This window comes from Pseudogracilibacillus sp. SO30301A (assembly GCF_037072025.1).
GTDB lineage: Bacteria > Bacillota > Bacilli > Bacillales > Amphibacillaceae > Pseudogracilibacillus.
Map to the genome: position 1 here is coordinate 16,372 of NZ_JAXHDD010000003.1, position 14,086 is coordinate 30,457.

Consider the following 14,086-nt stretch of genomic DNA (forward strand, 5'->3'; position numbering starts at 1 on the left):
ATATTGCATGATTTAGTGAGTGAACATAAAATTAAGGAGGAATCATCATGGATCACTTTTTAAGTCCAACACAACCAGAAGAAATGGAGTTACAAAATGTTTTATATGAAAAGAAGGGTGCTGTAGCAACTGTTACAATTAATCGTCCAGAAGTTTATAATTGTTTAAATTTTAGGACATTACGTGAGTTGGCTTATGTTTTTGAAATGGCTTCATGGGATGACGAAGTGGGAGTTGTCATCTTGACAGGTGCTGGAGATAAAGCGTTTAGTACAGGTGCGGATATGAAAGAACAAAATGAACAAATTTTAGAAAGACCTCGAAACTATTGGAAATGGATGGGTCAGTTTTTAGAAGCTCATAAAAAGTTACTCAATATTGGAAAGCCAACAATAGCACGTATTAACGGAATGGCTGTTGGAGGTGGAAATGAATTTAATATGACTTGTGACTTAGCAATTATGGCTGACCATGGCTATATTCGCCAAGTAGGTAATTCACACGGTAGTGTTGCAGCTGGAGGAGCAACTCAATGGTTACCGATCATGGTTGGTGATCGTCGTGCAAGAGAGATCCTTTGGTTAAACGAAGAAATCTCAGCAGAAAAGGCACTTGAGTGGGGCTTAGTAAATGAAGTTGTTCCATTTAACAAATTAGATGAAGCAGTAGAAGTAATGGCACAGAAATTATTGAATAAACTACCAGAGTGTTTACGTTACACGAAAGAGCAAACAAACTTCTGGAAGAACATGTCTTTCGATTTAACAACAGGTCATGCGCGCGACTGGCTAACTGAACATACAGCAAAATATGAGACTCATGAAGCAATGCTTGCATTTAGTGAAAAGAGACTACCAGACTATAAAATGCTACGTGAGCGTTTAAGCACAGGAGAATCGTATGAGCATATGTGGGGAGCGCCGTCACTAGATTGTAATGAGTGTGGAGCGAAAGATATCCCAGAGCATTTTAAACATTGTGGAGTTTGTGGATCTCCATTATCTAATTAATTTGAAGACATCTTAGAAACATTTAATCTACGAAATTATTTTCCGATTAATTGACTGGAGATTTGCTGAGACTGCCCGCAAGTGAAAAAAATAAAACAACTTTTTCTATGGGCAGTTTCTTTATACTATTGCTGTAAGCGCATTCATAAAAATTGTAGGTAAATTTTACCAAATGATGGCTTATGTTTTATAGTTAAAAATTTCAAGGAGGGAATTCAATTGAATAAAAATTTATCAGAAAGAGTAGCGGATCTCTATAGTCGTTATTTTCCGGATGCATTTATTTTTGCGTTACTGTTAACGTTTATTTCAATAGTATCGGCAATCCTTTTTACAGATTCATCAACATTCGGCGTTTTAGGTTATTGGGCCAATGGTATGCCTGACCTATTTCTATTTGCTTTCCAACTAGTCATTACGTATGCTGCAGCATTAGTGCTTGTTGATACACCAATTATGAAAAAACTAATAAGAAAAATGGCGAACTACGTTAAGTCACCAAGTGCTGCCTATGTATCAACTAGTATTATCGGAGCATTAACTTCTTTTTTAGGGTGGTACTTCGGACCAGTTATTACTTCCTTATATGCACGTGCTATTGGTCAAAACGTGGATGGAGTGGATTATCGACTACTTGCCGCTGTTGCCTATTCATCCTTTACGATATCGTTAACTGGAATTTCCGGAACGATTCCGTTATACGTAGCAACAGAAGGGGAACTTACGGAATTACTCGGTGGACTATATTCATTAAAAGAGACTACATTTTCCGTCATGAACTTAGTAACAGCATTTCTAATCGTTACTTTCACTACGATTATTTTCTACTATATTGGAAAAGGCAAAAAAGAAATTGTTACATTTAATGATCTTGCAATCGATAAAGAAGTTGCTGCTGCACTTGAGGAAGTAGACGATCATAACCAAAAACAAAACCATACAACATTTGCAGAAAAAATTAATCATTTTCGCCCGATCATTTTCGTTATCGGATCTTTAGGTCTTCTGTATTTAATTTATTTTTTAGGGTTACATGGACTCGATGGATTAAACTTGAACACGGTAGCATTCATTGCGATTACTTTAGGATTCCTTGTTCATCAAAATCCAACGACTTACGTTGAATCTTTTTCAAAAAACATGAATGCAACAAGTAGTATTGCACTTCAGTTCCCGCTCTATGGTGGAATTGCAGCAATTCTTTTTCAATCTGGACTAACAGACGTCATTACACAATGGATTGTTGGTATTTCTAATACTGCAACGTATCCAATCTTCACATTTTTAATTACAGGATTCATCAACTTGTTCATTCCATCTGCAGGGTCTCAATTTGTCGCTACAGCACCATTCCTTGTACCTGCAGGAGTAGAACTAGGAGTAGATATTCCGCGGATCATTATGGCAATTACGTATGGAGATCTTTGGACAAACATGATTCAGCCATTTTGGGCATTGTTATACTTCCCGATACTTAGCTTGGGAACTCGTTTAACGGTTCGTGACTTTATGGGGTATTGCTTACCTATCCTTGTACTACTTGGTGTTATTTGGATTTTAGGATTAACATTTTTACCACTTTAATCGATTAGACAGCATAGAAAGAGTTTTATTAGATACTCTTAAACAACAATTAAAAGGAGATGGAGAAAAATGACTGCAAAGACAAAAAATCTTCCTTATTACTACAAATCAGTAGATTGGAACAAATTGGTAAGTGAATATGAACCTCCAATTGAATTTATGGAAGGAACTTGGAAATGGAGCCGAGATCAAATAGAAAGTACGCAATTAAAAAGGCTACATGAAACACTTGAAAAAGGATCCAAAATTCCTTTTTTCCAAAGACTATGGAAAAAACACGACTTTACTCCAAATGATGTAAAGAGTCTTGATGATGTAAGTAAAATTCCTAGTTATACAATTGATGATATCCGGGATAGTATCGATCGTGAACCACCGTTTGGAGATTATCAAGCGTATCGATTTGAAGATGGTAAACATACTCCACTAAGGATCTATATGAGTGGTGGGACGACAGGGGCTCCAAGACCGACGATTTATTCGTCATGGGATCGAGAAGTAGGGGCAATTTTAAGTGCTAGAACTTTTTACATGCATGGAATTCGTCCGGGAGATGCCGTGATGAACTCGTGGGCATATTCCACTCATAATGCGGCATGGATTATGGATCATGGGTTGTGGCACTGGTTAGGGTGTACGCCGATTACAACAGGTATTGGAAATGTAACACCTACTGAAAAACAAGTAGAGCTTGCCAAAACATTTGGTGTTACCTCTATCTTAGCAACATCGGATTATTTAGTTCATATTGGAAACACAGCCAAAAAGATGGGAATTGATCCTAAAACAGATTTAAATTTAAAAACTTTATCTGCTTTTGGTACGAAAGAGCCAGTGGAAAAAATGTTCGGCATTCCAGTGTATGACTCGTATGCATTCCATGAAGTACAATATGTCGCTTCCGAATGTGAAGCAGAATCAGGACTGCATATATTTGAAGATGCATTTATCGTTGAAATTGTTGACTTTGAAACAGGAGAGCCTTTACCACTGGGGCATCGTGGAAATGTTGTTGTAACTGCATTGTATAAAACAGGAACGCAACAAATCCGTTATAATATTCAGGATATTTCTGCAAGCTTTAAACTTGAGAAATGTACATGTGGAAGTTGGCATCGAAAAATTGATTACTTCCAAGGCCGAAGTGACAATATGGTTAAACTTCGCGGAATCAACATTTGGCCAGAAGCGATCGGAGATATTGTGAACGAAAGTCCAAAAGTAAATGGTGAATACTTCTGTTATGTAGAGCGAATTAATAACCGAGAAGAAATGACGGTTCTTGTTGAACCAAAATTTTCAAGTTCTGATAAACATGTTCTCAAACTAGAATTAGAAGAGGAGCTAAGAAGAAGAACTGGTGTTAAAATTTACGTCCAAATTGTTGAAGAAGACTCTTTACAAGAACTTACGGGTCATGGTTCCAGGGCTAAATTAGTACGTTTTGAAGATCGACGTTAAGAGCACAGCGGTAATATGTCAAGTCCTTAAAACAAGAAAATTGGAAATTTATTTCAGCAATCGTTAAAAACCACTAAAAATGAGCAAGCCAAATATTACTGAATATTCCGAGCTTTGCTGTTTCCAATAATCAAACAGGGGCAGATACCCTCATTAAAAAAAATGTTGGAAACATGCGAAAAGCATAAATTAAATTCAATGAAAATAGGGATGGAAGCTACATCAAACCTTGGTTGGCACCTTGCACATCATTTAAGAGACCAACTTCAAACCGACATAGAAGACAATTAATGGGACGCTGCTTCCCCTTCTAAGGCACCGGGTGAAGCAGGTGAAACGAGTAAAACAAACAGGGTGGATGAGGGAGCTATTAATGTAGCTACTCAACCATCTAAAACAGAATTAATTCTGGAAATTGATTTAGGGTCTTTCTGGTTGTCCGGATCAACTGGAAATTCGCCTAAATCTAAGCTCTAAATATATTATACGAGGAGGTATCGGGAGTCATGGGAATTTCAAACAAAACGATGAAAGGAATTGTATTACACGAACATGGCGGTATAGAGCAATTAAGCTATGAGGAAGATATTGAACTAAAACCATTAAAAGCGGATGAAGTGCGTGTCCAAGTAAAGTACTGTGGGTTAAATCATTTAGATATTTGGCTGCGCAAAGGGGGGACGGGAGACCGGCTATCTCTTCCGCAAATTCCAGGTAGTGATGTAGTCGGTATTATCCATGAAGTAGGGAACAAAGTTAACCATGTAGATGTAGGTGATGCAGTCGTTCTTTACCCGGGTAAGGGTTGTGGTTCTTGCTCATCTTGTATAAAAGGAAGAGAAACATTATGTCAGCATTTTGAAGTTCTTGGATATAACAATGACGGTGGTTATGCTGAATATGTTACAATTCAAGGGAAACGAGCCGTAAAAATTACGAATGACGAGCTGAGGTCTTGGTCTGGAGTTCCGATTGCATATGTTACTGCTTGGAATGCACTTGTTACAAAGGGGAAAATGACTGCGAATGATACAGTTTTCATTTGGGGCGCTTCCGGCGGACTTGGCTATGCTGCACTGTCGATTGCAAAAGCAATTGGAGCGAATGTCATAGGAATTGTCAGCTCAAAAGAGAAGAAAGAATTTTTACAGGAAAAAGGATTTACGGATGTCTCGTTCATCGTACGTGATGAGGATATTGTAAAACAAGTCCGGGAGATAACGAATAAGGTAGGGGCGGACATAGTTTTAGATCACGTTGGTCGTAAAACTTTTAATGATAGTTTACGAATGCTTGCGCGTGGTGGAAGACTAGCATTTTGTGGAATAACGACAGGTCCTTTTACAGAAGTAGATTTACGTTTAATTTTTGGAAAACAATTGACAATTACAGGTTCATGGATGGGAGATCTACAAGACTTTCATGAAGTTGTAAATTTAATCGAGAAAAAGAACGCATTTCCGCATATTCATCAGGAATTTCTACTAATCGAAGCTGGAAAAGCACAAGCATCTTTAGAAGCTGGAGATCATATTGGTAAGATTATCTTAAAAGTAGATACAAATGATAAATAAATAGTATCAATTTCATAAATGTTAATTTTGAAAATAAATCTGAACAAAAAAAGTACGTGGTTTTACTCACTAACAAATAAGACTTGGAACGGCAGGTGGTCGATTCTTGGTCGGCTATAGATACGGTCACGTCCTATGGCCTACGCCGACACTAACACGTCGTATTGCGTTGGTCGATAATAAACGTCACGTTAAGGGACTACTACTAAAGGCTGGTCTACCATAAAGATTTGTGACGTCATCGACACTTGCACATGATGTCTGTTGCGGGAAGAAAGGCTTAACGGACGCTAGTAAAAAAAGCGACCACCTAGAGTGAACATCAATAACTAATTTTTATTGGGGATCTTTAAATTGAATTATTATATTGATACAAATGATATATTAAACAATGTATTATATTCAAACAGTTTTTATTAGAGAAATAGATTTAAACTAGGAGGACAACATGAAGATTAAACATATTTTAGTAGTTGGTTCAGGTATTATGGGAAGTGGAATTGCATACGCCAGTGCTGTTGGTGGATTTGAAACGACTGTGTATGATATCGAGGATGAAAGTCTAGATAAAGCAAGAGCTTATCATCAAGAAATGTTGCAAAAAGGAGTCCATCGGAACAAGATTTCCAAAGAAACTCAAGCAACTGCAATAGAAAATCTAAATTATTCAACAGACTTAAAAGAATCAGCAGAAAAAGCAGACTTTGTCATTGAAGCAGTACCTGAAGTACAAAAAATTAAACAAGATGTATTTGAAAAGCTAGATCAATACGCTCGAGAAGATGTAATTCTTGCGACCAATACATCAACAATGAGTCCGACAGAAATTGGATCGTACACAAATAGACCGGAAAAAGTTATTGCAATGCACTTTTTCAATCCAGTTCCACTTATGAAGCTAGTAGAAATTGCTCGTGGACTAGAAACGAGCGATGAAACAGCAGAATTAGTAGAGGCTGTTGCGAAACAAATGGGGAAAGAAACGGTGTTAATAAATGAAATGCCTGGTTTTGTAACGAGCCGAATTAGTAGTATGGTCGGAAATGAAGCGTTTAACATGCTCATGGAAGGAGTCGGGACACCTGAGGAGATTGATAAAGCGATTGAGATCGGATTAAATTATCCAATGGGACCTTTTAAATTGGGAGATTTAGTAGGACTGGATACAAGATTAAGTAACCTAGAATATTTACATTCTACTTTAGGGGATCGTTTTCGCCCAAGTCAGCTGCTCGTAAAATATGTGAAAGCAGGAAGGTTAGGACGTAAAACAGGCAAAGGGGTTTATGATTACAATGACAACTAATTTAAAAGAATATAGCAATTTAAGATTATCTATCGAAAACTTTATTGGAAAAATTCAAATTTACCGTCCAGAAAAACGAAATGCCATGGATCCCCAAAGTTGGGCAGAGTTAGATTGTGCGGTTGCCGAATTAAATGATAATGATGGTGTCCGTGTTATCGTGATTACTGGACATGAAAAAACGTTTGTCGCAGGAGCCGATATTCAATGGATTCATGACCGTAAACCACTTGATATCTACGGGCTAGCAGTGCAAGATGTATTATTAAATGTTTACAACTCAAATAAACCTGTCATTGCGGTAATTAATGGCTATGCACTCGGTGGCGGTTGTGAACTCGCACTTGCATGCGATATTCGTGTAGGATGTGAAACAGCACAACTTGGCCAACCAGAAATTAATCTTGGAATTTTGCCTGCTGGCGGTGGTACCCAACATTTAACGCGAATTGTCGGCCTAGCGAAGGCAAAAGAAATGATTTTTACCGGAGATTTTATCGACGCTGAAGAAGCGCATCGACTTGGACTATTAAACCATGTCGTTCCAAACGATGAGCTGATGGACAAAGCATATGAAATCGCAAGAAAAATTGCGAAAAAATCGCCAATTGCTGTACAAATGGTAAAAATTGCTTTAAATCAAAGCCCGACAACGGACTTACCTTCAGGGCTTGCTCTAGAAAAATCGTTACAAGCTGTGTTATTTAGCACAAAGGATAAAAAAGAAGGAACAAAAGCATTTTTAGAAAAAAGAAAACCAATATTTAAAGGTGAGTGACATGGCAAAGAAAGAAGTATACATCGTTGATGCAGTGAGAACACCAATTGGAAGGTTTAAAGGTGCCTTAAAATCCGTACGAACGGATGATCTTGCAGCGACCGTCATTAAAGGACTTGTTGAAAGAAATCCGGACGTTCCAGTTGAGGAAATTGAGGAAGTCGTATTAGGTAACGCAAATGGTGCAGGAGAGGAAAATCGAAATGTTGCCCGTATGGCTGTATTACTTGCTGACCTCCCAATTGAAGTAGGTGGCACAACTTTAAACCGCCTATGTGGGTCAGGGTTAGATGCTGTGAACTATGCAGCTCGAGCCATTCTAGCTAATGAAGGAGATATTTTCATTGCTGGCGGAACTGAAAGTATGACCCGAGCTCCATTTGTAATGGCTAAAGCGGAAACAGATTTTCAACGAAGTGTTGAAATTTATGATACAACAATTGGTTGGCGTTTTCCAAATCCAAAAATTGAAGAAAAATATGGTATTGATTCCATGCCGGAAACCGCAGAAAAAGTTGCACAAAAGTACGAAATTTCTCGGGAGGCACAAGACGAATTTGCACAAAATAGTCAAATGAAAGCAAAAGCTGCAATCGAAGCTAATCGTTTTAAAGAAGAAATCATTCCAGTTGAAATTACTGGGCAAAAAGGCCAAACGACGATTGTTGATACAGATGAACACCCAAGGCCAAATTCAACTTTGGAAGGGTTAGCGAAATTAAGTCCGATATTTAAAGATGGCACGGTAACAGCTGGGAATTCATCTGGTATTAATGATGGCTCTTCTGTATTGCTTCTTATGAGTGGGGAAAAAGTAAAGGAATTAGGGGTAAAGCCGTTAGGAAAATATATTGTTTCAGCTATTGCGGGATTGGAACCTGAAGTAATGGGGCTTGGACCAATTTATGCTTCACAAAAAGCATTGAGACGAGCTGGTTTAAAAGCAAATGATATGGATTTAGTGGAATTAAATGAAGCCTTTGCTTCCCAATCTATAGAGTGTATAAAGCAGTTGGAATTTCAAACGGACTTCGTTAATGTTAATGGTGGGGCTATTGCTTTTGGACACCCTTTAGGAGCAAGTGGGGCCAGAATTTTGACAACACTCTTACATGAAATGCATAAGCGTGAGCATATAAACTATGGTCTTGCAACGATGTGTATCGGTGTAGGTCAAGGAATTGCAACTATAGTTAAAAAATGTTAAGAGTTCTATATTATATGTCATTTTAATAATTCGAAATAAAAGAGCTGTCCCCTAAATCCAATATCACTGGTTCATGGGACAGCTCCTTTAATAATTTATGAATTACATCTTTTTGCTTTTTGTAGGTGTATGAAGATTTAATTATTATTTTTCATATTTAATATTAATAATGCAGTACTTGGACATTTTTGATAAGGTTAAATGTAAAATTATAGCTAAAGTAGGGATTTATTATGGACCGTTCTTCCTCAATTCTTTTTTTATTATTTGCAACTATACTATGGGGAGGTAATTTTGTGATAGGGCGTGCAGTTATAAGTGAATTGCCTCCATTTACTTTAGCATTTTGGCGATGGTGCATTGCATTTATGGTGTTTTATCCATTTGCTTGGTCTTTTCTAAAACGTGATTGGAATCTTATACGCAAACATCTAGTGCCAATTTTTTTCATGGCACTAACAGGTGTCGCTAGCTATAGTTCTTTGATTTATATTGCGCTCCATAAAACTACTACTATTAACGCAGCTATTATGAACACAACTGCGCCTGTCATTATTTTTATTATTTCATTTATTTTTCTAAAAGAACGTTTAACTATGATTCAAATTGTCGGAACAGCCATTTCTCTCATAGGCGTCTTATTCATTATTTCAAAAGGATCTTTTATGTCGTTGTTAAATGTGTCATTCAATATTGGAGATTTATTTGTTCTTATTGCTGTTATTGCATGGTCTATATATTCTGTATTAACCAAAAAATTCTCTTCAATACTACCTGGACATTCTACCTTCTTCATAAGTATGTTGTTTGGAATACTGATTCTTTTACCATTGTTTATACTTGAATCTGTATATACTACGCATGATATAACATGGTCTTTTATGTCTATTTTCGCTGTTTTTTATACTGGTATTTGTGCATCAGTAGTTGCTTATATATGTTGGAATATAGGTGTTATTAAATTAGGGGCAAGCTATGCAGGAGTGTTTATGAATTTTATACCTGTGTTTGCTACATTATTTGCATTCATATTTATCAATGAAGCATTAAAGGTATTCCAAATAATGGGAGGTTTCTTTGTTTTCATGGGTGTCTTTTTAACTATGTATAGTAAATCGAAAAGAGTATAAATGTAACATTGGAAAGTTTGAATAAAAAATTTAGCGGTGAATTGGCTGAAAAAAAGATATTCAACCAGATTTTTTTTACTCAATTTTGCTTTTTTCATTTTTATATTAAGCTTAAATTGACCAGGGAAAGTCTTATTTTTTAGTTACTCCACTTTAAAAGTTTTTAACTAATTCCCCATTGACATACTACGATATAGATTACAAACGCTGGAAAACTAAAGTCAACTCATATTTAATCAATTTTTCATTTGAATCCACTCAATCATTATCTGAAATTTTTAAAACCTATTGACATGGAAAAAGGAATAATGTATTGTATCTATAACTATAATTAATGCATACGTTATTAAAACGTTATATAATGGTTTGTGAGGAGTGGGATTATGTGTAGGTATACAATTGTCAATCAAGAAACTTGTATTTCTTGTGGAAGCTGTGGGGCTATTGCACCTGAGATTTTTGCATATGATGAGGAAGGTTTATCTTATTATATAGGGGACGATAATGAGGGGAATGTGCCAGTGGATGAAGAGCTGATATATGATTTGGAGGATGCGCATGATGAATGTCCAACGGGTTCGATTAAAATATCAGATGAACCATTTGAGGGAGATCCTTTAAAAGAAGAAACCTATGTTAAGGGGGCTTAAGTGATGAGGGAAATTCACGATATAACAATAATTGGCGCAGGTCCCGTTGGTTTATTTACGACGTTTTATGCGGGTATGCGTGAGGCAAGCGTTCATCTGATTGATAGTATGCCAGAAGTTGGTGGTCAATTGTCGGCACTTTATCCGGAAAAATATATTCATGATGTGGCGGGGTTTCCAAAAATAAAGGCACAAGATTTAGTCGATCAACTTTATGAACAAGCGCTCACTTTTTCACCGAAAATTACGTTAGGCGAATCAGTGCTTCATGTGAATCGTTTGGATGAGGAAATTTTTGAGCTGATTACGACTAAAAATCGATATTTGACGCGAAATTTGATAATTACTGCAGGCGCTGGGGCATTTCAGGCACGGAAATTGGAAGTTGAAAACTGCGATAGTTATGAAGGGGAAAATTTACATTACTTTATTAAAAAACTCGATGATTTTAAGAATCACGATGTACTCATTTGTGGAGGCGGAGATTCTGCGGTCGATTGGTCACTGGCGCTTGAGCCCCTTGCTAAAAGTGTAACACTTATTCACCGGCGTGATCGTTTTCGAGCACATGAGGCGAGCTTATCGGAGTTGCGAGCATCTAATGTAGAGATTGTTACACCATTTGAAGTGGCAGAGATTTTTGGAAGCGGCAACAAAATCGATCAAGTTTTAATTAAAGAAGTAAGAGGAGAAAAGACTAGTTTACTAGATGTTGATAGTATCATTGTAAATTTCGGCTTTATCACGGATTTAGGGCCGTTAAAAAAATGGGGACTTGATATACATCGTAATTCAATTCGTGTGAATCAACAAATGGAGACAAATATTCCTGGTATCTATTCAGCTGGAGACATCTGTATTTATAAAGGAAAGCCTAAATTAATTGCAACAGGTTTTGGTGAAGCAACGATTGCAGTCAATCAAGCGAAATTACGAATTGATCCAAAGGCAAGAGTCAATGTCCATAGTACCCATTTGTTTGAAAAAACGAAAGTCATCTAAATTTTACCTATTGACTTGTTTGCGTATGGTTGATTAAATGGATTCAAGGGGGGATGGTATGTTTTATCGTTATAAAGAATTTATTCCGCAAGTAAATGAGTCCGCTTTCATTGCAGATGGCGCAAAAGTCATTGGAGATGTCAAGATTGGTGCCGAGACAAGTATTTGGTTTAATGTAGTTTTACGAGGCGACGAAGATCAGATTCGAATTGGAAACCGTTGCAGTATCCAAGAAAATACAGTCTGTCATTTGTATGAAGGATATCCATTAATTGTTGAAGATGAGGTAACAGTTGGACATAATGCAATTATTCATGGTTGTACATTGAAAAAAGGGGTCCTCATCGGAATGGGAGCGACTGTTTTGGATGGAGCGGTAATTGGAGAAAACTCCATTATTGGTGCCAATGCATTGATCCCGGCGGGTAAAGTAATCCCACCGAATTCACTCGTGCTTGGAAGTCCTGGAAAAGTTGTGCGACAATTAACCGAGCAAGATGAGGAATTATTAGATCTTACAATAAGAACATATGTAAGAAACGCAGAACAATATCAAGATCCGGCAATTTTTGAAAAAATTGAACGGGAAAAAGTGAAAGTATAGGGAACAAAAAACTTGACTGTTAATGTTGACAGTCAAGTTTTATTATGTGTGATCAGATGCTAACGGATTGGCGCATGTCCCTCTGAATTGGCACATAATTTTCGAAACCGGCACATCTCTCTTCGAATAGGCACATAATTTCTGAAATCGGCACATCTCTCTTCGAATAGGCACATAATTTCCGAAACCGGCGCATCTCTCTTCGAATCGGCACATCTCTCTCCGAATAGGCACATAATTTCTGAAATCGGCGCATCTCCCTCCGAATAGGCACATAATTTCTGAAATCGGCACATCTCCCTTCGAATAGGCACATAATTTCTGAAATCGGCGCATCTCCCTTCGAATCGGCACATAATTTCCGAAACCGGCACATCTCTCTCCGAATCGGCACATAATTTCTGAAATCGGCACATCTCCCTTCGAATCGGCACATTATTTCTGAAACCGGCACATCTCTCTCCGAATCGGCACATAATTTTCGAAATCGGCACATCTCTCTCCGAATAGGCACATAATTTCCGAAACCGACACATCTCTCTCCGAATTGGCACATAATTTCTGAAATCGGCACATCTCCCTTCGAATAGGCACATTATTTCTGAAATCGGCACATCTCTCTCCGAATTGGCACATAATTTCCGAAACGGGCACATCTCTCTTCGAATAGGCACATAATTTCCGAAACCGGCACATCTCCCTTCGAATAGGCACATAATTTCTGAAATCGGCACATCTCCCTTCGAATAGGCACATAATTTCTGAAATCGGCACATCTCCCTTCGAATCGGCACATAATTTCTGAAATCGGTGCATGTCTCCCACAATCGGTACTGTTTCCTCAGAAATCTCTCTACTGCTGTTTAATCGGTTCTCCTAATTCAAAGACGGATTCGAAAAAGCGTTTTGCAGGTTTTGATAAAATAGCATTATAGTCTTTAAATAAGGCAGTTGCTGAATCGCCCAACCATTTTTCTGGTAAAAGTTCATCTGGTAAGCTTGGGTCGATAAATAAAAATTTTCGATATTGGTGGACGAGCAATGCACTTTCTACAAAACAGCTGCTGTCACTCATTTCATTTTTACTAATTTTATTTTTATGAATAATATAGTTTTGACTGTATTGCTCAATGAATCCTGCATATTGTTCATTAATTTCATTTAAGTCCCAACACTTTTTCACTAAGTCTTGGTGTGATTGCATCCCTTCATATGATGCGTGAAAATAGGTTACATATTCTTCTACTTGATATTTTTTGATCATGAGATTGATTTCTTTTTGGAGGTTATTCGGAGTGATCCAACAACTATTTGAAAGTGGACCAAATCCACTCCATACTAGTTCCTCACGTAATTTATCACGTAAATGGCGTTTTTCTTCGGGAATATTATACAATAAAATCCACCATTTCCCGTCCCATTTCGGAACTGGCTCTTTATAAATTCTTCGAGAAGCCTCTTCCATCCGAACTTTTCCTTGTTCGGTTAACGAATAAAAACTTTTATTGCCTCGTCTTTCAGATTGTATCCAGCCTTGTTTACTCATTCTAGAAACAGCTGCCCGTACAGCTTGTTCGTTATGTCCGAACGCTTCTAGTAATTTTATTAAACTGCCAATCCAAATCACACTACCATAATGCCGAATATAATCTCCAAATATCGTAAAGATCATTGAACGAGTATTAAATTTTCTCTCCATATGAATCCCTTCTTTACTCTGAAAAAATAAAATTGATTTCTATTATAGCATAAATAAATAACCATACGAAAAAAATACGCG

13 protein-coding genes are annotated in these 14,086 nt (G+C 37.3%); 11 read left to right on the plus strand and 2 right to left on the minus strand.

The annotated features are described in order from the left end of the window. Window positions 1-47 precede the first annotated feature (47 nt). The 11 genes from SPD89_RS02800 to SPD89_RS02850 all read left to right on the plus strand — a co-directional run bounded on the left by SPD89_RS02800 (window position 48) and on the right by SPD89_RS02850 (window position 12,306). Complete coding sequence (locus tag SPD89_RS02800; protein WP_336260444.1) at window positions 48-1,010, plus strand: enoyl-CoA hydratase/isomerase family protein; 963 nt, start codon at window positions 48-50, stop codon at window positions 1,008-1,010. Window positions 1,011-1,229: 219 nt separating this feature from the next. Beyond that, window positions 1,230-2,594, plus strand: coding sequence for a TIGR00366 family protein (locus SPD89_RS02805; RefSeq protein ID WP_336260445.1), 1,365 nt, complete (start codon window positions 1,230-1,232; stop codon window positions 2,592-2,594). Between the two features lie 69 nt (window positions 2,595-2,663). Further along, window positions 2,664-4,055 carry a phenylacetate--CoA ligase family protein gene (locus tag SPD89_RS02810; protein ID WP_336260446.1) on the plus strand — a complete coding sequence of 464 codons (1,392 nt, stop codon included), beginning with the start codon at window positions 2,664-2,666 and terminating at the stop codon, window positions 4,053-4,055. A 506-nt stretch (window positions 4,056-4,561) separates the two neighbouring features. Next, window positions 4,562-5,629 (plus strand): zinc-binding dehydrogenase, encoded by a 1,068-nt coding sequence (locus SPD89_RS02815; protein WP_336260447.1) that lies wholly within the window; start codon window positions 4,562-4,564, stop codon window positions 5,627-5,629. 448 nt (window positions 5,630-6,077) lie between these two features. Further along, window positions 6,078-6,935: a 3-hydroxyacyl-CoA dehydrogenase gene (locus SPD89_RS02820; protein ID WP_336260448.1), complete on the plus strand. Its 858-nt coding sequence runs from the start codon at window positions 6,078-6,080 to the stop codon at window positions 6,933-6,935. Then, complete coding sequence (locus SPD89_RS02825; protein ID WP_336260449.1) at window positions 6,925-7,713, plus strand: enoyl-CoA hydratase/isomerase family protein; 789 nt, start codon at window positions 6,925-6,927, stop codon at window positions 7,711-7,713. The genes SPD89_RS02820 and SPD89_RS02825 overlap by 11 nt, the downstream gene beginning before the upstream one ends. Window position 7,714: 1 nt before the next feature. Further along, entirely contained in the window at window positions 7,715-8,920 is a 1,206-nt protein-coding gene (locus SPD89_RS02830; protein WP_336260450.1) for an acetyl-CoA C-acyltransferase, read from the plus strand. A gap of 233 nt (window positions 8,921-9,153) precedes the next feature. Further along, window positions 9,154-10,050, plus strand: a complete 897-nt coding sequence (locus tag SPD89_RS02835) for a DMT family transporter (protein WP_336260451.1) — start codon at window positions 9,154-9,156, stop codon at window positions 10,048-10,050. Window positions 10,051-10,433: 383 nt separating this feature from the next. After that, window positions 10,434-10,700, plus strand: a complete 267-nt coding sequence (locus tag SPD89_RS02840; RefSeq protein ID WP_336260452.1) for a ferredoxin — start codon at window positions 10,434-10,436, stop codon at window positions 10,698-10,700. A 3-nt stretch (window positions 10,701-10,703) separates the two neighbouring features. After that, window positions 10,704-11,702 carry an NAD(P)/FAD-dependent oxidoreductase gene (locus SPD89_RS02845; protein ID WP_336260453.1) on the plus strand — a complete coding sequence of 333 codons (999 nt, stop codon included), beginning with the start codon at window positions 10,704-10,706 and terminating at the stop codon, window positions 11,700-11,702. 58 nt (window positions 11,703-11,760) lie between these two features. Beyond that, complete coding sequence (locus SPD89_RS02850) at window positions 11,761-12,306, plus strand: gamma carbonic anhydrase family protein (protein WP_336260454.1); 546 nt, start codon at window positions 11,761-11,763, stop codon at window positions 12,304-12,306. 59 nt (window positions 12,307-12,365) lie between these two features. On the opposite strand, the gene SPD89_RS02855 is transcribed toward SPD89_RS02850, so the two are convergent. Both SPD89_RS02855 and paaX read right to left on the minus strand, forming a co-directional pair. Beyond that, window positions 12,366-13,133 (minus strand): hypothetical protein, encoded by a 768-nt coding sequence (locus SPD89_RS02855; RefSeq protein WP_336260455.1) that lies wholly within the window; start codon window positions 13,131-13,133, stop codon window positions 12,366-12,368. Window positions 13,134-13,159: 26 nt separating this feature from the next. Beyond that, the gene (gene paaX / locus SPD89_RS02860; protein WP_336260456.1) at window positions 13,160-14,005 is read right to left on the minus strand and encodes a phenylacetic acid degradation operon negative regulatory protein PaaX; all 846 of its coding nucleotides are present in this window, start codon (window positions 14,003-14,005) and stop codon (window positions 13,160-13,162) included. Between the last annotated feature and the right edge of the window lie 81 nt (window positions 14,006-14,086).

What these genes read in the sequence shown, in the direction of transcription:
- SPD89_RS02810 (WP_336260446.1), top strand. Translation starts at nt 2,664, where the DNA reads ATGACTGCAAAGACAAAAAATCTTCCTTATTACTACAAATCAGTAGAT.
- SPD89_RS02835 (WP_336260451.1), top strand. Translation starts at nt 9,154, where the DNA reads ATGGACCGTTCTTCCTCAATTCTTTTTTTATTATTTGCAACTATACTA.
- SPD89_RS02825 (WP_336260449.1), top strand. Translation starts at nt 6,925, where the DNA reads ATGACAACTAATTTAAAAGAATATAGCAATTTAAGATTATCTATCGAA.
- SPD89_RS02830 (WP_336260450.1), top strand. Translation starts at nt 7,715, where the DNA reads ATGGCAAAGAAAGAAGTATACATCGTTGATGCAGTGAGAACACCAATT.
- SPD89_RS02850 (WP_336260454.1), top strand. Translation starts at nt 11,761, where the DNA reads ATGTTTTATCGTTATAAAGAATTTATTCCGCAAGTAAATGAGTCCGCT.
- paaX (WP_336260456.1), bottom strand. Translation starts at nt 14,005, where the DNA reads ATGGAGAGAAAATTTAATACTCGTTCAATGATCTTTACGATATTTGGA.
- SPD89_RS02815 (WP_336260447.1), top strand. Translation starts at nt 4,562, where the DNA reads ATGGGAATTTCAAACAAAACGATGAAAGGAATTGTATTACACGAACAT.
- SPD89_RS02820 (WP_336260448.1), top strand. Translation starts at nt 6,078, where the DNA reads ATGAAGATTAAACATATTTTAGTAGTTGGTTCAGGTATTATGGGAAGT.
- SPD89_RS02845 (WP_336260453.1), top strand. Translation starts at nt 10,704, where the DNA reads ATGAGGGAAATTCACGATATAACAATAATTGGCGCAGGTCCCGTTGGT.
- SPD89_RS02800 (WP_336260444.1), top strand. Translation starts at nt 48, where the DNA reads ATGGATCACTTTTTAAGTCCAACACAACCAGAAGAAATGGAGTTACAA.
- SPD89_RS02840 (WP_336260452.1), top strand. Translation starts at nt 10,434, where the DNA reads ATGTGTAGGTATACAATTGTCAATCAAGAAACTTGTATTTCTTGTGGA.